The 20,441-nt window shown below is 68.1% G+C and carries 21 protein-coding genes; 3 read left to right on the forward strand and 18 right to left on the reverse strand.

What is annotated here, in order from left to right; translation table 11 throughout:
* Nucleotides 1-112 precede the first annotated feature (112 nt).
* The 13 genes from ACKTSN_RS15230 to ACKTSN_RS15290 form a co-directional block, all read right to left on the reverse strand.
* Entirely contained in the window at nucleotides 113-859 is a 747-nt protein-coding gene (locus tag ACKTSN_RS15230; RefSeq protein WP_409469631.1) for an IPT/TIG domain-containing protein, read from the reverse strand.
* A gap of 302 nt (nucleotides 860-1,161) precedes the next feature.
* Nucleotides 1,162-2,475 (reverse strand): right-handed parallel beta-helix repeat-containing protein, encoded by a 1,314-nt coding sequence (locus ACKTSN_RS15235; protein WP_409469632.1) that lies wholly within the window; start codon nucleotides 2,473-2,475, stop codon nucleotides 1,162-1,164.
* A 413-nt stretch (nucleotides 2,476-2,888) separates the two neighbouring features.
* Complete coding sequence (locus ACKTSN_RS15240; RefSeq protein WP_409469633.1) at nucleotides 2,889-3,335, reverse strand: DUF2550 domain-containing protein; 447 nt, start codon at nucleotides 3,333-3,335, stop codon at nucleotides 2,889-2,891.
* Between the two features lie 129 nt (nucleotides 3,336-3,464).
* Complete coding sequence (locus ACKTSN_RS15245) at nucleotides 3,465-3,842, reverse strand: F0F1 ATP synthase subunit epsilon (RefSeq protein ID WP_409469634.1); 378 nt, start codon at nucleotides 3,840-3,842, stop codon at nucleotides 3,465-3,467.
* A 117-nt stretch (nucleotides 3,843-3,959) separates the two neighbouring features.
* Complete coding sequence (gene atpD, locus ACKTSN_RS15250; RefSeq protein WP_224736561.1) at nucleotides 3,960-5,396, reverse strand: F0F1 ATP synthase subunit beta; 1,437 nt, start codon at nucleotides 5,394-5,396, stop codon at nucleotides 3,960-3,962.
* Entirely contained in the window at nucleotides 5,396-6,310 is a 915-nt protein-coding gene (locus ACKTSN_RS15255; protein ID WP_409469635.1) for a F0F1 ATP synthase subunit gamma, read from the reverse strand. Before ACKTSN_RS15255 ends, atpD begins: the two co-directional genes overlap by 1 nt.
* Nucleotides 6,311-6,331: 21 nt before the next feature.
* Nucleotides 6,332-7,939, reverse strand: a complete 1,608-nt coding sequence (gene atpA / locus ACKTSN_RS15260; RefSeq protein WP_409469636.1) for a F0F1 ATP synthase subunit alpha — start codon at nucleotides 7,937-7,939, stop codon at nucleotides 6,332-6,334.
* Between the two features lie 122 nt (nucleotides 7,940-8,061).
* Complete coding sequence (locus ACKTSN_RS15265) at nucleotides 8,062-8,877, reverse strand: F0F1 ATP synthase subunit delta (RefSeq protein ID WP_409469637.1); 816 nt, start codon at nucleotides 8,875-8,877, stop codon at nucleotides 8,062-8,064.
* A complete protein-coding gene (locus ACKTSN_RS15270; protein ID WP_409469638.1) occupies nucleotides 8,874-9,422 on the reverse strand; it encodes a F0F1 ATP synthase subunit B in 549 nt (182 codons plus the stop codon). Before ACKTSN_RS15270 ends, ACKTSN_RS15265 begins: the two co-directional genes overlap by 4 nt.
* Before the next feature lie 42 nt (nucleotides 9,423-9,464).
* Nucleotides 9,465-9,695, reverse strand: coding sequence for an ATP synthase F0 subunit C (atpE, locus tag ACKTSN_RS15275; RefSeq protein ID WP_250967599.1), 231 nt, complete (start codon nucleotides 9,693-9,695; stop codon nucleotides 9,465-9,467).
* A 78-nt stretch (nucleotides 9,696-9,773) separates the two neighbouring features.
* Nucleotides 9,774-10,595, reverse strand: a complete 822-nt coding sequence (gene atpB, locus ACKTSN_RS15280) for a F0F1 ATP synthase subunit A (protein WP_409469639.1) — start codon at nucleotides 10,593-10,595, stop codon at nucleotides 9,774-9,776.
* Between the two features lie 225 nt (nucleotides 10,596-10,820).
* Complete coding sequence (locus tag ACKTSN_RS15285) at nucleotides 10,821-11,255, reverse strand: hypothetical protein (RefSeq protein ID WP_409469640.1); 435 nt, start codon at nucleotides 11,253-11,255, stop codon at nucleotides 10,821-10,823.
* Between the two features lie 358 nt (nucleotides 11,256-11,613).
* Nucleotides 11,614-12,843, reverse strand: coding sequence for an RNA-guided endonuclease InsQ/TnpB family protein (locus ACKTSN_RS15290; protein ID WP_409469641.1), 1,230 nt, complete (start codon nucleotides 12,841-12,843; stop codon nucleotides 11,614-11,616).
* Between the two features lie 17 nt (nucleotides 12,844-12,860).
* On the opposite strand from ACKTSN_RS15290, the gene ACKTSN_RS15295 reads away from it, so the two are divergent.
* Nucleotides 12,861-13,067: an Arc family DNA-binding protein gene (locus ACKTSN_RS15295; RefSeq protein WP_409469642.1), complete on the forward strand. Its 207-nt coding sequence runs from the start codon at nucleotides 12,861-12,863 to the stop codon at nucleotides 13,065-13,067.
* Here the strand turns inward: ACKTSN_RS15295 and ACKTSN_RS15300 are convergent.
* Complete coding sequence (locus tag ACKTSN_RS15300) at nucleotides 12,976-14,397, reverse strand: MraY family glycosyltransferase (RefSeq protein ID WP_409469643.1); 1,422 nt, start codon at nucleotides 14,395-14,397, stop codon at nucleotides 12,976-12,978. The two genes, ACKTSN_RS15295 and ACKTSN_RS15300, sit on opposite strands and share 92 nt — an antisense overlap.
* A 39-nt stretch (nucleotides 14,398-14,436) precedes the next feature.
* Entirely contained in the window at nucleotides 14,437-16,524 is a 2,088-nt protein-coding gene (locus ACKTSN_RS15305; RefSeq protein WP_409469644.1) for a hypothetical protein, read from the reverse strand.
* Nucleotides 16,525-16,797: 273 nt separating this feature from the next.
* Between ACKTSN_RS15305 and ACKTSN_RS15310 the strand changes: the two genes are divergently transcribed.
* Complete coding sequence (locus tag ACKTSN_RS15310) at nucleotides 16,798-17,208, forward strand: hypothetical protein (protein ID WP_409469645.1); 411 nt, start codon at nucleotides 16,798-16,800, stop codon at nucleotides 17,206-17,208.
* A gap of 17 nt (nucleotides 17,209-17,225) precedes the next feature.
* Nucleotides 17,226-17,621, forward strand: a complete 396-nt coding sequence (locus tag ACKTSN_RS15315) for a hypothetical protein (protein ID WP_409469646.1) — start codon at nucleotides 17,226-17,228, stop codon at nucleotides 17,619-17,621.
* 101 nt (nucleotides 17,622-17,722) lie between these two features.
* Here the strand turns inward: ACKTSN_RS15315 and glyA are convergent, their stop codons facing one another.
* The 3 genes from glyA to ACKTSN_RS15330 form a co-directional block, all read right to left on the reverse strand.
* Nucleotides 17,723-18,964: a serine hydroxymethyltransferase gene (gene glyA / locus ACKTSN_RS15320; protein WP_409469647.1), complete on the reverse strand. Its 1,242-nt coding sequence runs from the start codon at nucleotides 18,962-18,964 to the stop codon at nucleotides 17,723-17,725.
* Nucleotides 18,965-19,073: 109 nt separating this feature from the next.
* Nucleotides 19,074-19,739, reverse strand: coding sequence for a protein-tyrosine-phosphatase (locus ACKTSN_RS15325; protein ID WP_409469648.1), 666 nt, complete (start codon nucleotides 19,737-19,739; stop codon nucleotides 19,074-19,076).
* On the reverse strand, nucleotides 19,736-20,383 hold the full coding sequence (locus tag ACKTSN_RS15330; protein WP_409469649.1) for an L-threonylcarbamoyladenylate synthase: 648 nt from the start codon (nucleotides 20,381-20,383) through the stop codon (nucleotides 19,736-19,738). The genes ACKTSN_RS15325 and ACKTSN_RS15330 overlap by 4 nt, the downstream gene beginning before the upstream one ends.
* Nucleotides 20,384-20,441: the final 58 nt, after the last annotated feature.

The following is a 20,441-nucleotide window of genomic DNA, read 5'->3' on the forward strand; positions in this document are numbered from 1 at the left end:
GCGTGCGGCCACGTCATGGCAGGGCTTCGGAGTCGAGCCCGTCCGGGCGGAGGGGGGACTTCCGCCCGGACGGGGGTTCGGCGCCTGCCTGTTGCGGAGGCGATCGGACCGGTCAGATGCCGGGCCCGGCGACGTAGTCGAAGCCGCCGAGTTCGGTGTCCGATCCCGCCGGGTTGGTCACGACCACATCGGCCGGTCCCGCGGTGCCGGGAGGGGTGACCACGGACAGCGTGGTGGCGTTGATCACCGAGAACGGCGCCGGGGCCCCGTCGAAGGTGACCGACTCCGTGCTGTCCAGGCTGGTGCCGGTGATGGTGACCGCCGTCCCGCCCGAGGCCGGACCCGTGGCCGGACTGATGGTGGTGACCGCGGGGATGTCGACGTAGGTGTAGCTGAGGCCGTTGTTGGTGCCGCCGGCGGTGGTCACGCTCACTCCCACGGGACCGGCCGCCGCGCCCGCCGGCGCGACGACGCTGAGCGAGCTGTCACTGGTCACGGTCGGCGTGGCGGTGACCCCGCCGAAGGACACACTGGTGGCCGTCGACAGACCGGTGCCGCTGATGGTGATGGTGTTGCCGCCGGCCAGCGGTCCGGAGGTGGCGTCCAGGGACGACTTGAACGGGGCGCCGACGTAGAAGAACGGCACGGGGCTGCTGGTGCCGCCCGGGGTGGTCACCGTGACCCCGACCGTGCCGGTTCCCGACGGGGAGACGGCAGTGACCTGCGTCGGTGAGACGTTGGTGACGCTCGTGGCGGACTTGCCGCCGAACTTCACCGAGCTGGTGTTGGACAGGTTCGTGCCGGTGATGGTCACCAGGGTCCCGCCCCCGGTGGAACCCTGATTCGGAGAGATAGGCATGAGGACACTCCTCGCTCGTTGGTGGGGACATTGCGAGGAACCGACAAGGTTGGGCCAGCCACTGGCTGCCGCGTCGCAGAGGTGGGACCACCGCCGAAGGCACGGCGGCCTCTTCCCGCCCCGTTCCCGATGCGGCGAGCACCGCTCAGCGGGTGCTGCCGCGCCCCAGGGGAACGAACCGGCACTGGCCCCGCACGATGGCCGGTGCGCCGCAGCTTCCGCTGTCTCTCCCGGGCAAGGAAAAGCCGGCGAGTGCTGCCTGTCGAACGTTCCCCCGGCTCGGGGATGGGCAGCCCGCCGGTTCACACTCTCAGTGAGCCATACGCCCAATCGAGTGACAAGATACAGTCACCCTCTATCACTCGAACGGAGTAAGTTCTCGCCCTTTTTTCCCTTCTCCCCCCTTCTGTCGAACTTCCGTTCCTTGGCCCGACTCTTGTCGGGACACGATGGTCAGGGCCAAGCCCCGGGCACTGCCCGGGGCTTGGCCCTGACCATCGGTCACGCCGGGCAGCCGGGGACGGCTCCGGGGGGGGCGCGCACTCGTCGGGTTCGTTGTCCGCCACCCGCGTACCCGTCAGGGTGACCGAGCCTCCGGCGCGGAAGATCCCGCCTCCCTGGCCTCCTGCTTCGTTGCCGGTGACCTGGCCGCTGGTCAGGCTGGCGGCACCGTCCCGCTGGTACAGGCCGCCACCGTCACTTCCGGCATCGTTGTCGTCCACCTCCGTGGCCACCAGTTGCAGCGTGCTGCCGTAGTTGGCGATGCCTCCGCCGGCTGAGGCGGCCTCGTTCTGCTCCACGTGGCCGCCGTAGACGGTGAGGGAGCCGAGTGCCGCGAAGATGCCGCCGCCTTCGAAGTTCTCGGTGCTGTTGACCCTGATATCCGTGCTGTTCAGGACGGTGGTGCCGGCGGTGAACAGTCCTCCGCCCGTGAAATCCGCCGTGTTGCTGTGGACGGATCCCCTGTCCATGGTCAGCTGCGCGGCGGAGGCCACGTGGATTCCGCCGCCGTCGCCGGCGGTGTTGTCCGACACGGTGCTGCTGGTGAGGCGCGCCGTGGCGCCGGCCGCGACCGCGATACCGCCGCCGAGGACGGAAGCGGCGTTGCCGCTCACCCGGCTCGAGACCAGGCTGAGATTCCCTGCGGTGAGGATGCCGCCGCCGGCCGTGCCGGCACCATCGGTCGCGCTGCCCCCCGACACGGTGATCCCGTTGAGGGTGAGGGATCCCTGCGAAGCGACCTCGGCGATGCGGAACGGGGTGGCCGACGTGCGGGTGATGGTGGCCTGGGTACCGGTGATGGTGACGTTCCCGGTGATGGTCGGCAGCCCGTTGGCGCCTGAGGCCTCGGCCGGAGCGGTGAGTTCGTACTCGCATCCCGCCGACAGCAGAATCGATCCTGCCCCCTGGGCGTTCGCCTTGTTGATCTGCTCGATCAGTTCGGCGACGTCCCCGCACGGCACCGGCGACGCCTGACGCGCGGGCAGGGACGTGGCGGTGGCCGGCGGAGCGGCCACGGCCATCGAAGCACTCAGTAGCGCGGTCGCTGCCAGCGCACGAACGTTCTTCACGGTCAACACGTGTTCTCCCTTGGAGTCGTTGTTGTTCAACTTCATCGGGAGCGTGGGCCGTTGGCACCCAGTGGGAGCTGGACGGGTGAAGGCGTACGGCAGGGGGCGCAGCGCGTTACGACAATCAGGTCACTCCGGAATCCATCCGGCCGGTGTTTCTCAGGGATCCGGCCGCCTCAGCGGCCGGAAGCGGCTATGAACCTGAGCCATTCGGGTGACATATGCCAATTACCTTGCGGCTGCTGCCCGGGAAATGGATTACTGGAATGGATCTAACCAGTGGGCCGCCCATTCTCGCCGGGGGATGCGGCAGTCGGTCTACCTGCAGCTTTTCTGCAGGAGCTCGGGTGATCACACCGGCATACCGCGATGGGCACCCCTGGTGGAGAATTTGGATCCCGTTCAGCCGGTGCCGTTCGCGGCACCGGCTGATGCGGCCGGTCAGACCACAGCAGCCATCAGGCGACGTTCACCCGCTGCCCCGGAGGCGCCGCCTCCAGCCAGGCGAGGAAACCGGTCAACGCGTCTTCGCTCATGGCGAGTTCAAGACGCGTGCCCCGGTGCTGACAGACGAGGATCACCGCGTCGGACAGCAGCGCCAGCTCCTCCTCGCCCTCGGGGACGCGGCGGCCGGCCACCTCGATCTGGGAGCGTTCCAGGATGCGGCGCGGGCGGGGGGCATAGGAGAAGACCCGGTACCACTCCACCCGGTCGCCGTTGTAGCGGGCCACGCCGTAGGCCCAGCCCTTGCCGCCGGTGTCGGGTTTCTCGGGGACGTCCCAGCGCAGGCTGCAGTCGAACGTGCCGCCGGAGCGCTGGATGAGTCTGCGGCGCAGGCCGAAGACGAACAGACCCACCACCACGAGGGCCACGACAATTCCGCACACAGTCAGAGCGAGGACCATCGGCACCGACCTCCTCGTCTCCTAGGTAACGGAACGTAAAAAACACCCACATCTGGCTCAGCCGCGACCGGATCCGGATTGCTCCGGTTCCAGCCGCGGCTGAGTGACGTCATAGCACGGCGCGCAGGGTCAGCGCCCCGCGTTCGCCGCCCGCAGACGGACATCCGCGCGGCGCTCGGCCACGGCGTCGTCCTCCGCCTTCGCGCGCGCCAGCTCCTGCTCCGCGCGCTGGATGTCGATCTCGTCCGACAGCTCGGCGATCTCGGCCAGCAGCGACAGCTTGTTGTCCGCGAACGAGATGAAACCGCCGTGCACCGCGGCGACGACCGTCCCACCATCACTCGTACGGATGGTCACCGGGCCCGACTCCAGCACACCGAGCAGCGGCTGGTGACCGGGCATGACGCCGATGTCGCCGGACGTGGTGCGCGCGACGACCAGGGTGGCCTCGCCGGACCAGACCTGACGGTCGGCGGCGACCAGCTCGACGTGCAGCTCAGCAGCCAAGGGTGGCTCCTCGGGTCACCACCCGGCGGTTGTGCCGGGTGTTGGGTCAATTCTAGTAGGCGTGAGAGAGGGGGCGGGACGCGCCCGCCCCCTCACGACTCGAGCACAGGGCCCAGGTCAGGAGACGCCCAGCTCCTTCGCGTTCTTCTTCAGGTCCTCGAGACCACCGCACATGAAGAACGCCTGCTCGGGGAAGTGGTCGTACTCACCGTCGCAGATCGCGTTGAACGCGGCGATCGACTCGTCCAGCGGCACGTCCGAACCGTCCACGCCGGTGAACTGCTTGGCGACGTGGGTGTTCTGGGACAGGAAGCGCTCGACGCGACGGGCACGGTGGACGACGAGCTTGTCCTCCTCGCCGAGCTCGTCGATACCGAGGATCGCGATGATGTCCTGGAGGTCCTTGTACTTCTGCAGGATCGTCTTGACGCGCATGGCGGCGTCGTAGTGGTCCTGCGCGATGTACCGCGGGTCCAGGATCCGGGACGTGGAGTCCAGCGGGTCCACGGCCGGGTAGATGCCCTTCTCGGAGATCGGACGGGAGAGAACCGTCGTCGCGTCGAGGTGGGCGAACGTGGTGGCCGGGGCCGGGTCGGTCAGGTCGTCCGCGGGGACGTAGATCGCCTGCATCGAGGTGATCGAGTGACCGCGGGTCGAGGTGATGCGCTCCTGGAGGAGACCCATCTCGTCGGCCAGGTTCGGCTGGTAGCCCACCGCGGAGGGCATACGGCCGAGCAGGGTCGACACCTCGGAACCGGCCTGGGTGAAGCGGAAGATGTTGTCGATGAAGAACAGCACGTCCTGCTTCTGCACATCGCGGAAGTACTCCGCCATGGTCAGACCGGCGAGGGCCACGCGCAGACGGGTGCCCGGGGGCTCGTCCATCTGACCGAAGACCAGCGCGGTCTTGTCGATGACGCCAGAGTCCGACATCTCCTCGATGAGGTCGTTGCCCTCACGGGTGCGCTCACCGACACCGGCGAACACGGAGACACCGTCGTGGTTGTTGGCGACGCGGTAGATCATCTCCTGGATGAGCACCGTCTTGCCGACGCCGGCGCCGCCGAACAGACCGATCTTGCCGCCCTTGACGTACGGGGTCAGCAGGTCGATGACCTTGACGCCGGTCTCGAACATCTCGGTCTTCGACTCGAGCTCGTCGAAGTTCGGGGCCTTGCGGTGGATGGACCAGCGCTCGCCCTCGTAGGTCTCGTCGACGTTCAGCACCTCACCGAGGGTGTTGAACACCTTGCCCTTGGTGAAGTCGCCGACCGGGACGGTGATGCCGTCGCCGGTGTCCACGACCGGGGCCTGGCGGACCAGACCGTCGGTGGGCTGCATGGAGATCGCGCGGACCAGGCCTTCACCCAGGTGCTGGGCGACCTCGAGGGTCAGCGTCTTCTTCTCGCCCTGGTTCGCCGGGTCGGAGACCTCGACGTGGAGGGCGTTGTAGATCTCCGGCATCGCGTCGACGGGGAACTCCACGTCGACGACCGGGCCGATGACCCGCGCGACGCGGCCCGTCGCCGTGGCCGTCTCAACAGTGGTGGTCATTAGTAGTCACTCCCCGCGGTCGCGTCGGCCAGGGCGCCCGCGCCACCGACGATCTCGCTGATTTCCTGGGTGATTTCGGCCTGGCGGGCCGCGTTGGCAAGCCGGGACAGCGTCTCGATGAGCTCTCCGGCGTTGTCGGTGGCCGACTTCATCGCGCGCCGCGTGGCGGCGTGCTTGGAGGCGGCCGACTGGAGCAGCGCGTTGTAGATACGGCTCTCCACATAGCGCGGCAGCAGGGCGTCGAGGACGTCCTCCGCCGACGGCTCGAAGTCGTACAGCGGAAGGATCTCGCCCTTGGGCTGCTCCTCCGCGACCTCTTCGAGGCTGAGCGGCAGCAGTCGGGAGTCGACCGCCGTCTGCGTCATCATCGACACGAACTCGGTGTAGACGATGTGGAGCTCGTCCACGCCGCCGTCCGCGGTCTCCTTCTCGATGGCCTCGATCAGGGGAACCGCGACCTTCTTGGCGTCCGCGTACGAGGGCTCGTCGGTGAAGCCGGTCCACGACTCCGCGATCTTGCGCTCACGGAAGTTGTAGTGGGCCACACCGCGCCGGCCGACGATGTACATGTCGACCTGCTTGCCCTCGCGCTCGAGGCGCTCGGTCAGCTGCTCCGCCGCCTTGATGGCGTTGGAGTTGAAGGCACCGGCGAGACCACGGTCGCTCGTCAGCAGCAGCACCGCGGACCGCGTGACCGTCTCGGCCTGGGTGGTCAGCGGGTGCTTGGTGTTCGACCCGGTACCGACCGCCCTGACCGCGCGGGTGAGCTCGTTCGCGTACGGCGTCGAGGCCCGCACCTTGCGCTGCGCCTTGACGACGCGCGAGGCGGCGATCATCTCCATCGCCTTGGTGATCTTCTTGGTCGCGGTGACGGATCGGATGCGACGCTTGTAGACCCGGAGCTGGGCTCCCATGAGTCAGGTCCCTTCCTTACGTCACTTGGAGGCGGCGGTCGCCTTCGGCGCGGCCGGGGCTTCCTCGCCGAGCAGCTTGCCGTCCGAGGTCTCGAACTGCTTCTTGAACTCCGCGATGGCGTCGGCGACGACGGTGAGGGTGTCGTCCGACATCTTGCCGCCCTCCTTGATGGAGGTCATGAGGCCCTGCTCCTTGCGGTGCAGGTACTCAAGGAGCTCCTTCTCGAAGCGGCGGATGTCGGCGACCGGCACGTCGTCCATCTTGCCGGTGGTGCCGGCCCACACGGAGACGACCTGGTCCTCGGTCGGCATCGGCTGGTACTGAGCCTGCTTGAGCAGCTCGACCATGCGCTGACCGCGCTCCAGCTGCGCCTTCGACGCGGCGTCCAGGTCGGAACCGAAGGCGGCGAACGCCTCCAGCTCACGGAACTGGGCGAGGTCCACGCGGAGACGACCCGAAACCTGCTTCATCGCCTTGTGCTGCGCGGAACCACCGACTCGGGAGACGGAGATACCGACGTTCAGCGCGGGACGCTGACCGGCGTTGAACAGGTCCGACTCCAGGAAGCACTGGCCGTCGGTGATGGAGATGACGTTGGTCGGGATGAACGCCGAGACGTCGTTGGCCTTGGTCTCGACGATCGGCAGACCGGTCATCGAACCGGCACCCATGTCGTCGGAGAGCTTCGCGCAGCGCTCCAGCAGACGGGAGTGCAGGTAGAAGACGTCACCCGGGTAGGCCTCACGGCCCGGCGGGCGGCGCAGCAGCAGGGACACGGCGCGGTAGGCGTCGGCCTGCTTCGAGAGGTCGTCGAAGATGATCAGGACGTGCTTGCCCTCGTACATCCACTGCTGGCCGATGGCCGAGCCGGTGTACGGCGCCAGGTACTTGAAGCCGGCCGGGTCGGACGCCGGAGCAGCGACGATCGTCGTGTACTCCAGGGCGCCGGCGTCCTCCAGCGCACCGCGCACGGACGCGATGGTGGAGCCCTTCTGGCCGATGGCGACGTAGACGCAGCGGACCTGCTTCTTCGGGTCGCCCGAGCGCCAGTTGTCGCGCTGGTTGATGATCGTGTCGACGGCCAGGGCGGTCTTGCCGGTCTGGCGGTCACCGATGATCAGCTGACGCTGACCACGGCCGATCGGGGTCATCGCGTCGACGGCCTTGTAGCCGGTCTCCATCGGCTCGTGCACCGACTTGCGCTGCATGACCGTGGGGGCCTGCAGCTCAAGGGCACGACGACCCGTGGTCTCGATCTCGCCGAGGCCGTCGATCGGGTTGCCGAGCGGGTCGACGACGCGGCCGAGGTAGCCCTCGCCCACTGCCACGGAGAGAACCTCACCGGTGCGCTGCACCGGCTGCCCCTCCTCGATGCCGCTGAACTCACCGAGGACGATGGCACCGATCTCGCGCTCCTCGAGGTTGAGGGCGAGGCCGAGGGTGCCGTCCTCGAACTTCAGCAGTTCGTTGGCCATGGCCGAGGGAAGACCCTCGACCTTCGCGATGCCGTCGCCGGCAAGGGTGACCGTACCGACCTCCTCGCGCGAGGCCGCGTCCGGCTTGTACGACTGGACGAAGGTCTCCAGTGCGTCCCGGATCTCCTCCGGCCGGATCGTGAGCTCCGCCATCTGGGTTCCCTGCTCTCCTTGTTGGGCCCGAAGTTTCACTTTGGGGGTCTGGGGGCGACCCCCAGGAATCCTCTGCACGGCCCAACATGGGCCGTAAGTACGTACTGCGTGTTCAGTTGCGGCTAGCTCGCCAGCCGACGCTCGGCGTCCGCGATGCGGTCCGCGAGGGAGCCGTTGATGACCTCGTCACCGACCTGCACCCGGATCCCGCCGACGACATCGGGGTCCACGTCGAGGTTGAGGTGCATCTGACGGCCGTAGAGCTTCGCCAGGGCGGCGCCGAGGCGCTGCTTCTGTACGTCGCTCAGCAGCACCGCCGAGGTGACGACGGCGACCATGCGGTCCCGGCGCTCGGCGGCGAGCTTGGACAGGGACTCCAGTCCCGCTTCCAGGCTACGTCCCCGCGGCGCGGTCACAAGGCGCGTCACCAGACGTTCGGTCTGGGCCGCGGTCCGGCCGCCGAGGAGGCTGCGCATCAGCTCCCGCTTGGCCGAGACGGTGGCCTTCCGGTCGGTCAGCGCGGCCCGCAGCTCGGTGCTGGACGAGACGATCCGGCCGAACCGGAACAGCTCGTCCTCGACGTCGTCGAGCGTGCCGGCCCGCTGCGCGGCGGTGAGGTCGGCGGTGCTCGCCAGCTCCTCCAGGGCGTCCACCAGGTCGCGCGACTGCGACCAGCGGGAGCGCACCATGCCGGACACCAGATCCGCGGTCTCGCCGCCGACCTGGCCGCCGAGCAGACGCTGGGCCAGCTCGGCCTTGGCCTCACCGGCCTGCGCCGGGTCGGTGAGGACCCGACGCAGCGACACCTCGCGGTCGAGCAGCGCGGTCACCGCGGCCAGCTCGTCGGCGAGCCGCGCCGCGTCCACGGACGTGTTGTCCGTCAGCGCGTCGAGACGCTCACGTGCGGCTGCCAGGGCCTCGCGGCTCGCTCCGTTCATCGAGACGCCTCGGCCTTCTCCTCGAGCTCGTCGAGGAAGCGGTCGATCACACGGCTCTGGCGGGCGTGGTCCTCGAGGGACTCACCGACCAGCTTGCCGGCCAGGTCGGTGGCGAGCTTGCCGACGTCCTGCCGCAGCGCGGCCGAGGCGGCCTTGCGGTCGGCCTCGATCTGGGTGTGACCGGCGGCGACGATCTCCTCGCGCTGCCGCTGGCCCTCCGCGCGCATCTCGGCGATGAGCGCGGCACCCTGCTCCTGCGCCTCCTGGCGCAGCCGCGCGGCCTCGTGCCGGGCCTCGGCGAGCTGGGCCTTGTACTGCTCAAGGACGCTCTGGGCCTCGGTCTGCGCGGCCTCGGCCTTCTCGATACCGCCCTCGATGGCCTCGCGGCGCTCTTCCAGAACCTTGTTGATGTTCGGGAGGAGCTTCTTGGCAAGGAAGCCGAAGACGATGACGAAGGCGAGCAGGCCGATGACGAGCTCAGGGATCGGCGGGACGAGGGGATTCTCCATCTCCCCCTCGGCCGCGATGATGAGCAGCTGGCTCATGTCAGTGCCTTTCGTCTAGTGGGCTGGTCGTGAATCAGATGATCACTGGCCGTAGACGAACGGCATGACCAGACCGATGAGGGCGAGCGCCTCACAGAAGGCGAAGCCGAGGATCTGGTTGGCACGGATCAGACCGGCAGCCTCGGGCTGACGGGCCAGGGCCTGGGTGCCGTTACCGAAGATGATGCCGACGCCGACGCCGGGACCGATGGCAGCGAGGCCGTAGCCGATGGAGCCGAGCGAGCCGGTGACAGCGGCAAGGGTCTGGGACATGCCAGTTCTTCCTTCTCTTTCAAGGACCGGTGGGGGTTGGCCACCGGACGTCTCGGGGTTTGGGTAAGGCGTGCGCGCTCAGTGGTGCTCGGCGAGCGCGCCCTGGATGAAGGTGCAGGTCAGGAGCACGAAGACGTACGCCTGAAGGGCCTGGATGAAGAGCTCGAAGGCCGTCATCACGATGACCATGATGAAAGAGACACCGGCGTAGGCGATCCCGATGCCGTTGAGCAGGTACCAGCTGGCAATCGTGAAGAGGAGCAGCAGCGTGTGTCCCGCGAACATGTTCGCGAAGAGTCGCACCGCGTGCGTGAACGGGCGGACCAGCAGGTTCGAGAAGAACTCGATGGTCATGGCCAGCGGCAGCACCGGGCCGAGCGACTTGTCGTAGCCCGTGAAGTTCTTGAACGCGCCGACGAAGCCGTGCCGCTTGAAGGTCAGCGAGACCCACAGGATGTAGACGATCAGGGCGAGCACCACCGGGTAGGCGATGATCGAGGTGACCGGGAACTGGGCGACCGGAATGATCGACCAGAGGTTCATCATCCAGATGAAGAAGAAGAGCGAGACGACGAGCGGGACGTACTTCTCGCCTTCCTTCTTGCCGATGGTCTCGTAGACGACGCCGCGCCGGATGAAGTCGTAGCCCGTCTCGGCGACCATCTGCAGCTTGCCGGGGACGACCTTCGGCTTGCGGAAGGCGGCCCAGAAGAAGCCGATGACGATGATCGAGCCGAGCAGCGCCAGCAGCATCGTCTTGTTGAAGTACAGGTTGCTGTCCGCGTCGCCCCAGAGGGGCTCGAACAGGAACGAGTGCAGGCCGGGAGCCGGGAAGCCACAGCCGTCGAAGATGTGGCAGTCGGTCTCGAAGGCGAGCACCTGCGTCGGGTCAGCACTCACCGCGGGCTCCTTCAGCGTGGCGCATGGGTACGGCAACCTCGTTGTGTCGGCGCGGCGCGCAGCCGCGGTTCGGCACTGGACTGGTGTTACGGATGTGGGGGCGGCGGTTCGGCGTCGAGCCTCGCGATGGAACAGGCGTCAGCTCGGATGCCCGCGCCCGCAGTGCCGCAGTTGGCACCGGACGATAGCAGCTTGTCGAACGCGTCTTTATCCCGGCCCTACCCCTCACGACGACGGACCCGTCTTCTCGGGCTTGCTGCCCGCGGAGTCGGGTTCGACGTAGAGGATCTTGGACTTCATGTGCGCGATCGTCTGTGCGCCGATCCACGCGAGCGTGGTCGCGATGAGCGTGATCGCGAAGGCCCTGGGATTGAACAGCGTCGTGTCCTTGAACACGGCAAAGAAGACGAACAGCAACAGAATCTGCGCCGCGTAGAGCATCAGGCCCATCGCCTGGAACAGGTGCGGCAGCGATTTGGCGGTGCGCTGGAGTACAAGCAGACCGATACCCATGAAGAGGATCGTCACCAGCGCGGCCACGAGGGACCCGACTGCACCCTTGCCGCCGGCCACCACGCCACTGACGACGGCGGCAACAGCGCCGACGGCGGCTGTGGGCACAGCAGCCTGGGCCAGGATCCGGACGTCATTGGACGGCATGGCGGCAACTCCGCTTTCACAGGGGGCAGGGTGTCGTCATGGACGAGCGTAGTCCCGGGTTGAGAGGGAACCTCACGCCAATGGGCCGTCGCACTGCGGTCCTTCGACTCTGTCCGGGGTTCTCGTGAACCGTATCACAAACTATTTGATGAGGTCTTTACCTGGAGGTGTGCTCACTGTCACACATGAGGGTGACAGTGCGCGCCTGTGCAGAAACAGCGCCGACTTGTCTGGTATTGGGGCGCTTCGTTCCCCCATGAATGGGCAATGCCTTAGTCAGATTCTTACCTTTTGAATGCTCCCCTCCTCTCTGAAGGGAAGGGCTTCTCTCCTTCAGGGCTGAGCGGGGATTCCTGGCTCAGGCAGCCGCCTGGGGCAGCGCCCCAGGCGGGCTTACACCCTCAACACCAGCCGGGGTCAGACCAGCCCGGATCAGCATCACGCATGCGGAGTTCTTGTCCCGTGGGCTCACAGTTCCGCAGGCGGTACAGGTGTAGGTGCGCTCACCCAGCGGCAGTGCGTGCTTGGCTCTCGCTCCGCAGTGCGCGCAGTCCATCGTGGTGTGCGCGGGATGTACCAGGTGCACGACCCTGCCGTGCTTGCGGCCCATCTCGATCAAAGCCTGTTTGGTGGCGCCGATGGCGGCGTCAGTGGCCTTCTTGGCCATGGTGGTCTTGGCCAGGAACTTCGGCTTGAAGTCTTCAACGGCCAACGCGTCGTGATCGCGGACGACAGTCTTGGCCCATTTGCGGGCGGTGTCCTGCCGTTGCCGGGCGACCTTCTTGCACGCCTTGGCCCGCAGCCGCTTCGCCTCGCGGTAGCCCTTCGAGGCGGCCTGCCCCTTCTTGGGCTTGCGCCGGGCCATCATCCGGTCGTACCGAGTCAGCTTGGCCTTGGCTTTCTTGCCGTGCTCGGCGTGCGGCAGGTCGTGTGTGTCGGATGTGGTGGTCGCGGTCTCCTTCACGCCCCAGTCGATACCGATCACCGAACCGGTCTCGGACAACGGCTGGACCTCGGCAGGAACGACGAAGGAGCAATACCAGTGCCCGATGCTGTCCTGATAGACGCGCACGGAGGATGGGGTAGCGGGGAGTTCCCGCGACCACACCACTGTCAGCACGATGCCCCCGGCCAGGTGGAGCGTGCCGCCCCTGAGGCGGAAGCCGCGCTTGGTGTAGTTCAGGCTCGCCGGCGCCTCACGCTTCTTCTTGTACTTCGGCATCCCCGCTCGGCGATGCTGCGGTACGCGTTCGCGGATGTCCTTTTGAGCCTTGGCCCTGGACTTGCCGAAGTCCCGTATGAGCTGCTGCTGCGGGACCGAGGAGCCTTCCCGCAGCCACGATGTACGGGCGCGGGCTTCGGTCAGCATCTTGTCGAGCTGCGCCGGACCACACGTCCGTTTGTCCACCCCTTCGGGGCGAGTCCTGTTCCAGGCGTGGACCTGCTTGGACTTGGCCACGCACTCATTCCAGATCCAGCGGCACCGGTCCCACTCGGCCATCAGGGCGGTGCGGGCGGTGGACGACACGCGGAGCCGGAACGTCCACCGGGCATTCCCGGCGTCCCCGACTGTCGCTAATGTCGTCATGATGTCACACTAGCATCATGATTCGGTTCGCGTTGCGCATCCCCGAAGACCTACACGCCCGGCTGACCGCTCAGGCAGCAGCCGACCGGCGGTCCATCAACTCCGAGATTCTTCATCTGCTTGAGGTCGCTCTCACCGCCGCTGCTCCGGACGCCGAATCGCCCGGCGGCGATTCGGCTCCTCCTGCCCCGCTACGCGGGAAGCCGGATTCCTCCCCGGCCTGAAGGCCGGGGCGTCCTCCGGTTGCCAGGTGAAGCGCGAGCGGGTGCCGATGGCGGTCGCTCCGTTGACCCCTGACACTCCCGCGGCGACCGGAGTGCGCTCTTCCTCCTCGGCCGGAGCACTCTGCTCCAGGGCCCCGTCGAATGCGGGCGCCGTGAGGACCGTGCGGCGCCGGTAGCGCGGCGGTACGAAGTGCTCGGCCCACCTGGGGGCGCGCGGGGTGAAGCGCGGCAGCAGAAGCAGGATCAGGCCGATTGCGCTGAGCACCACGATGCCCAGCACGATCCACATGGACGCCGAGTTGACCGAGTAGCCGAGCGCCCCGAACGCGATCAGCGCCGACCAGAAGTACATGATCAACACCGCTCGGCTATGCGAGTGGCCGATCTGCAGCAGGCGGTGGTGCAGGTGACCCCGGTCGGCGGCGAACGGCGACCGGCCGCGCCAGGTGCGGCGCACGATCGCCAGAATCAGGTCGGCGGCCGGGATCGCGATGATTGTCAGGGGCATCAGCAGCGGGATGTAGGTGGGCACCATCTGATGCACCGTGTTGCGCTCCGAACCCGAGAACAGGTTCATCCTGTCCGGGTCGACCTGTCCGGTGATGGAGATGGCCCCTGCTGCCAGCACCAGGCCGATGAGCATCGAGCCGGAGTCGCCCATGAAGATTCGCGCCGGGTGCATGTTGTGCGGCAGGAACCCGAGGCACATGCCCATCAGGATTGCTGCGAACAGCGTCGCAGGGGCGGCTTCCTCGATTCCGTAGCCGTACCAGACCCGGTACGCGTACATGAAGAACACCACGGACGCGATGCAGACCATGCCCGCTGCGAGGCCGTCCAGCCCGTCGACGAAATTCACCGCGTTGATGGTGATGACGACCACTGCGACCGTCAGCAGCGTGCCCTGCCACGGAGTCAGTGCGACCACACCCACACCCGGAATGGGCAGCCACAGGATTGTCAGGCCCTGCACGACCATCACACCTGCGGCGATCATCTGTGCGCCCAGCTTGATCAGGGCGTCGATGTCGAACTTGTCGTCCAGGACACCGATCAGCCAGATCAGGGCGGCCCCGGAGAGCAGCGCGCGGGGCTCGTTGGACCGCTCGTACACCTCGTTGAGATTGGGCAGATGGTCCGCGACCAGCAGCCCGGCGCACAGGCCGAAGAACATCGCGATCCCGCCGAGCCGTGGAGTGGGTTCCCGGTGTACGTCCCGTGCCCGGATCTCCGGCATCGCCCCGGCCGCGATCGCGAACTTCCGCACCGGCCCTGTCAGCAGGTACGTCACCGCGGCCGTGATGCAGAGCGTCAGCAGGTATTCACGCACGGGCTGCTCCCTGGCGTTCCGAAGTCGATCGCAGCCAGCTTAGACCGTAGCGCTCTCCGCCTCGGACCGTCGCTCAAGGCCGGGAGAAGGTGCGCGGGCCCCGTGCACACAGAACAGGGCGGCGGTCGCCAGCAGCAGTGTCGCCGGTCCGAGAACGATCGCCATCGCACCGGGACCGGGCATGGAGACGCTGTTCACCGGTGCGGCGATCCACCAGGCCGACAGGGCCGCCGACACCATGGTGGCGACGCCCGCGGGGGCGACGTACCACCATGCCACCCAGCGCGGATGGGCGGACCCCGTAGGGGCCGCCGAGTCGCCGCCCGGCCCCTCGCAGCGCAGACGGAAGACCACGGTCGCGGCGAGCGCGGTGAGCCCGGCCAACGACAGCAGCTGCACCCAGCGTCCGGCCGTCACCTTCCTCGCGGCTCCCCACGCCCACTCGTCCCCGAGCATCCGCACCGAACCGGTCGTCCCCAGCTCCTGGTGGGCGACGCGACTCAACTCCGGCACGGGCAGCCGCCTTTCCCCCTCACCGACCAGGACCAGCTGAGCGTGGTCGCCGGATACGTCCGCGCCCGCCAGCTCTTTCGGTACGTCCGCCACGCGCGCGTACACCGGGATGTCCGCCGGGGCCAGCGCGGCGAGCAGCGCCCGCAGCCGCGGATCGACGACGGGCGTCCCGGTCCGCGTGGCCGAGGTCGTGCAGGGGAGGCGCCCGCCACTGAGTCTGGTCTCCCTCAGGGCAGCACAAGAACCGACAATGTCCAGGCGTCCGCCGTCAGCGCGTGCGATCACTCCCATCGTCACGGCCTCGCCGGGCAGCACCTTCACGAAAGCGGCAGTGCGGGCCTCCGACGACGACGGACCCGCCAGCAGCATGCTGCTCGACAGGGCACGTCGGGTGTCGAGGGCTCCTTGGGTGGTGTCGCCGACCGCACCGGCCCAGAGCTGGACCTGGGCGGCAACGAGCACGGCCATAGCGAGAGCGCTCAACGGCCGTGACACGGCGGTCGGCTCAGCCACCATCCTACGGCCCGCGAGAAGGGCCGCGCCGCCGGAGTGCCGCGCGCGCTCGCCCAAGGCACACATGGCCCGGCCGAGGCCCGCGACCATGGCCCTTACGGCGCCGGGAAACGTGGCCAGCAACGTGACCGAACCCAGGATCTGCACGATGCCGCGGTACTCGGCGGGACTCAACTCGGCGCCGCGCGTGACAAGGACGAGAAGGAAGGGGAAAAGCCACAGTCCCCACCGGCCGCCGTCGACGCGCCGGATCACGTCGGCGACGCGGCCGGCGAGACGTCCCCTTCCCCGAGGGAGTACAGAGGAAAGGAGCGCTACGGCGAGGACCGCGAGTGAACCGGCGGACACCGCAGCGGCCGCCAGGGGCCACGCCTGCCGGAAGTCCCGGCCGGAGAGCGTGAACTCCACCAGCGGCAGCGGTACGTCCACGGTCATCGCGCATGCCGCCACGAGCCCCGCCGCCAGTCCCCCGGCCACCACGGGAACGGCGACCGCCCGCGGACCGCTCCGGCCCGCCCGGGGCACGCCCGCCAGCCCGAACGCCAGGACGCCGACGGGAAGCAGCACCAGAAGCACGTAGACGCGGGGGAAGTCATCGATGGCAGGCATGTGGAGGTGCTCGCCCACGAGTCCGCTGAACCCGTCTCCGCTGGTTTCCCCGAAGCCGCTGACGGCCTGCATCTCGTCCTTGTCCAGGACACGGGCGGCAGGCCGCACATAGGCGAAGCGCTCGCTCGGAGCCTCGAGCCCCGCCGGTGCGATCGCGCCGCCGTACCGCCCGTACCGGGCCGCGATCGACTCGCCGCCCCCGACCTCGCGCAGGGCCTCCGAGAGGAACACCTCTCCGGGAACCGGCCAGCGAGCCAGACCGGGCGGCAGGGGCGCGTCCTCTGCCAGGGGCTCGAGGAACACCACGTCGTACGGCATTCCGTCGATGTCGGCCACCTGCCAGGACCACAGGGCGCGGGGCTGCTCGGACTTATGGGCGTAGACGAAGCGTGGCGTCCTGGCGAGGCTCCGCTCGAGGCGCCCTTCGGACGCGGCGTCGGCCGCGACCAAGCCGACGGCAGAAAGGGAGATGAAGAAAGCAGCGAGTGCCAATGCCCAGAAACCCGTGTGTTGTCTGCCCCACCGCATTACGCCCCCCGGTGCCTGCTCACTCGCTATTCAGCTTTTCTATCACACACCTGCCTGAGCAGATCACGCATAGAGGTTAATAAGGGGACACAACGGGACGGTCAGCCATGATTCGTTTATGCCGTTGACCATGTGATCGCCATGTAGTTACCTGGCATGAACATTCCGGCTCGGATGAATTTGCATCACTGACCAGGTGCATCACCGACCAGGCAGGAAAACGGGGAGGAATTCACTTTGCGCACAGCTCTGCGCACCGCCACTCTCGCTGGTACGGCATTGCTGGCCTTTACGGCCATGTCCACGTCGGCGTCGGCCGGCACGACGGTCAGCGTGAACACCACGGACTCGACTCCGGGTGGCACGGGCATCTTCTGGCACTACATCGACGGCGACATCAACACGGAGGCCTTCGGCGCCCGGGACAACCAGGCCGACGGCCTCCGCGCGATCACCACGATCACCTGGCGCTCCGGCGGCGCCCTGGTCACGCGCACGGTCGAGGACGCCAACGGCGCCAATCCGGTGGAATCCGAGATCAAGACCGTCAAGATCCCGGAAGGCACCGATGTCACCATCCAGGTGTGCCTGAAGGACGGCCCCAACGGGCGCCACCGGTTCTGCGACCACAAGGTCGCCAAGGCCTGAGACCCACGGAGATTCCTGTGAAGAAGAAGGCGCGCTACATCGGCATCGGCACCCTCGCCGTGACGGCGCTGATCGCGGCATCCCCCGCGTTCGCGCTCTCGGCCCAGAAGGCCGGCGCCAAGGGCTGGACCGAGCAGTCCGAATCGGTCATGAACATCCAGGACAACCAGGATGACGGCCGTTGGGTAAAGGCCGAGTACATCCGCACGTCGGATCCGCACAACAAGAAGACGCTCTGGAACAAGCAGGACGTCGACGGCAACGACCCGGAAGACCAGGACAACTGGAAGTCGGACAACGACGGCAATCCGCGGACGGTGGAGAGCGGAAATGGCGCCTACATCGTCAGGATGAAGGTGTGCGAGTACGCTCCGAACTATCCTGACGACTGCAGTGGCTGGGTCTACAACTGACCTGATATAGAGATACCGGCCGTACCCGCCAAATCACCACGGGACGGCCGGTATTTTTCTTTGTCCCGCACGCGGGGTTCCATAGGTTGTTTTACTGCCTTTCAGGAGTACGGCGGAAATCGACCGGCCAGCTCCCGCACTTCTGCACGCGCCCGCCTGCCGTCGACCTCGCCGCGCAGCACCCCCCCGAACAGGGCGGCGATACGTTCCATCTCCCGCTCCCCCATCCCCTGCGTGGTGACCGCCGCGGTGCCCAGACGCAGGCCACGGGCGTCGTCGTGCGGCAGGGCGCAGCAGTCGAGGATCAGGCCGGCGGCGGCCAGCCGCCCGCGGGCCCTGCGGCCGTCGACGCCGAGCGGGGCGGGGTCCGCGGTGATGAGGTGGGTGTCCGTGCCGCCGGTGGTGACCACCATGCCCTCGGCGGCCAGCCCGGCGGCCAGCATCCGGGCGTTGGCGACCACCTGGTGCGCGTACGCCGAGAAGGCCGGTGTGGCCGCTTCACCGAAGGCGACGGCCTTGGCGGCGATGGTGTGCATCTGAGCCCCTCCTTGAGTGAAGGGGAAGACGGCCCGGTCCACGCGCTCCGCCAGTTCCGAGCCACAGAGGATCATGCCGCCGCGCGGTCCGCGCAGCACCTTGTGGGTGGTGGCGCAGACGACATCGGCGTAGGGCACCGGATTCGGCGCCGCTCCCCCGGCGACGAGCCCGATGGGATGGGCCGCGTCGGCGATCAGATACGCCCCCACCTCGTCGGCGACCTCGCGGAAGAAGGCGTAGTCGATGTGCCGGGGATAGGCGATCGAGCCGCACACGATCGCCTTCGGGCGGTGCGTACGGGCCAGGGCGCGCACCTGGTCGTGGTCGATGAGCCCGGTCTCGGCGTCGACCCCGTAGCCGACGAAGTCGAACCAGCGGCCGGAGAAGTTGGCCGGCGAGCCGTGCGTGAGGTGGCCACCGTAGGGCAGGCCGAGGGCGAGGACGGTGTCGCCGGGGCGCAGCAGGGCGGCGTACGCGGCGAGGACGGCCGAACTGCCCGAGTGGGACTGGACGTTGGCGTGCTCGGCCCCGAACAGCGCCTGCGCCCGCTGTACGGCGACCCGCTCGGCGACGTCGACGATCTCGCAGCCGCCGTGGTACCGGGCGCCGGGATACCCCTCCGCGTACTTGTTGGCGAGCGGCGAGCCGAGGGCGGCGAGGACGGCCGGCGAGGTGAAGTTCTCGGCGGCGATCAGCTGGAGGGTGGTGGCCTGCCGGTCCAGCTCCCCGAGCAGAATCTCGGCGAGCTCGGGATCCTGCCGCCGCAGTACATCGACAGCGCCCTCAGGGGCATGGGTGACCGACATGGTGGACTCCGGGCGTCGACAGTCACGTAGGTCCAATGTAGGCCGGGGTGGTCGGGGGCGCCCGCTGTTGTACGGCTGCCGTGTGGGGCCTGTGGTCAGGCGCCCGGAGTCACGTATGCGCCGTCACACCCGTCAGCGCCGTGACGACCGGATCCAGCGCCTGGTGTATCTCGTCGCCGATCGAGCGGAAGAACGGCAGCGGCGCCCCGTACGGGTCGTACACCTCGTCCGCCTCGGCCGTCGGCGCCAGGAGCCACCCGCGTAGAGCGGCCGCCGCCCGCACCAGCGCGCGGGCGCGGGCGACCACGCCCTCCTCCAGCGGAGGCAGCGTGGCCGGGTCTATGGCCCGCACCAGACGGGTGAACTCCTTCAGCGTGAACGTCCGCAGGCCCGCCGAGTGGCCCATGGAGATGACCTGGGCGCGGTGGTCCCGGGTGGCCGTCAGGACCAGGTCGGCGCGGATCACATGCTCGTCGAGCAGTTCCCGGCCGACGAACCCCGTCGCGTCCGCGCCGAAGTCGGCCAGCACCGTCTCGGCGTTGGCCTCCATGGGCGCGCCCTCGTGGCCCCAGGTGCCCGCGCTCTCCACGATCAGCCCGCCGCCCAGGATGCCGAGCCGTTCCTGCACGAAATGCCGGGTCAGCCGCTCGGTGATCGGCGAGCGGCACACGTTTCCGGTGCTGACGTGGAGGATGCGGAAGGTGTCCCTCGGGAACCCGAACGTGGTCGTCTCTTCCCCGCTGCCTATGCCACGCCCCGCGTCAGGGGCTGTCAACTGGCCACCTCGAGGTCGGGTACGACCTTGCGCAGCTCGTCCGGCGAGATCGCGCCCTCGCGCAGCAGGACGGGTACCGGGCCGGTGACGTCGACGATGGAGGACGGCACGTTGCCGGGGGTGGGGCCGCCGTCGAGGTAGACGGAGACGGAGTCGCCGAGCATCTGCTGGGCGGCGTCGCAGTCCTCCGGCGCCGGGTGGCCGGTGAGGTTGGCGGAGGAGACGGCCATGGGGCCGACCTCCGTCAGCAGCTCGATGGCGACCGGGTGCAGCGGCATGCGCACGGCAACGGTGCCCCGCGTGTCGCCCAGGTCCCACTGCAGGGACGGCTGGTGCTTGGCGACCAGCGTGAGGGCGCCCGGCCAGAAGGCGTCGACGAGCTCCCAGGCCAGCTCGGAGAAGTCGGTGACGAGACCGTGCAGCGTGTTCGGAGAGCCGATCAGGACGGGGGTGGGCATGTTGCGGCCCCGGCCCTTGGCCTCCAGCAGATCGGAGACGGCCTCGGAGGAGAACGCGTCGGCGCCGATGCCGTACACGGTGTCGGTGGGCAGGACCACCAGTTCGCCACGGCGGACGGCGGACGCGGCTTCGCGCAGACCGGTCACTCGGTCGGTCGCGTCGTTGGTGTCGTATCGCCGTGCCATTTCAGCGGGCCTCCTCGTACACGAAGTACACGTACTGCTGCGGGGAAGGGTTCGGGCT

The sequence above is a fragment of the Streptomyces flavusporus genome, assembly GCF_046267975.1.
In the GTDB taxonomy this organism is placed as follows: domain Bacteria; phylum Actinomycetota; class Actinomycetes; order Streptomycetales; family Streptomycetaceae; genus Streptomyces; species Streptomyces flavusporus.

Bases quoted from the DNA above. Each gene is read 5' to 3' on its own strand.
- ACKTSN_RS15285 (WP_409469640.1), bottom strand. From the start codon at position 11,255: ATGCCGTCCAATGACGTCCGGATCCTGGCCCAGGCTGCTGTGCCCACA.
- ACKTSN_RS15255 (WP_409469635.1), bottom strand. From the start codon at position 6,310: ATGGGAGCCCAGCTCCGGGTCTACAAGCGTCGCATCCGATCCGTCACC.
- ACKTSN_RS15290 (WP_409469641.1), bottom strand. From the start codon at position 12,843: ATGACGACATTAGCGACAGTCGGGGACGCCGGGAATGCCCGGTGGACG.
- ACKTSN_RS15265 (WP_409469637.1), bottom strand. From the start codon at position 8,877: ATGAACGGAGCGAGCCGCGAGGCCCTGGCAGCCGCACGTGAGCGTCTC.
- glyA (WP_409469647.1), bottom strand. From the start codon at position 18,964: ATGTCGGTCACCCATGCCCCTGAGGGCGCTGTCGATGTACTGCGGCGG.
- ACKTSN_RS15235 (WP_409469632.1), bottom strand. From the start codon at position 2,475: ATGAAGTTGAACAACAACGACTCCAAGGGAGAACACGTGTTGACCGTG.
- ACKTSN_RS15240 (WP_409469633.1), bottom strand. From the start codon at position 3,335: ATGGTCCTCGCTCTGACTGTGTGCGGAATTGTCGTGGCCCTCGTGGTG.
- atpD (WP_224736561.1), bottom strand. From the start codon at position 5,396: ATGACCACCACTGTTGAGACGGCCACGGCGACGGGCCGCGTCGCGCGG.
- ACKTSN_RS15270 (WP_409469638.1), bottom strand. From the start codon at position 9,422: ATGAGCCAGCTGCTCATCATCGCGGCCGAGGGGGAGATGGAGAATCCC.
- ACKTSN_RS15330 (WP_409469649.1), bottom strand. From the start codon at position 20,383: ATGGCACGGCGATACGACACCAACGACGCGACCGACCGAGTGACCGGT.
- atpE (WP_250967599.1), bottom strand. From the start codon at position 9,695: ATGTCCCAGACCCTTGCCGCTGTCACCGGCTCGCTCGGCTCCATCGGC.
- ACKTSN_RS15295 (WP_409469642.1), top strand. From the start codon at position 12,861: ATGATTCGGTTCGCGTTGCGCATCCCCGAAGACCTACACGCCCGGCTG.
- atpA (WP_409469636.1), bottom strand. From the start codon at position 7,939: ATGGCGGAGCTCACGATCCGGCCGGAGGAGATCCGGGACGCACTGGAG.
- ACKTSN_RS15230 (WP_409469631.1), bottom strand. From the start codon at position 859: ATGCCTATCTCTCCGAATCAGGGTTCCACCGGGGGCGGGACCCTGGTG.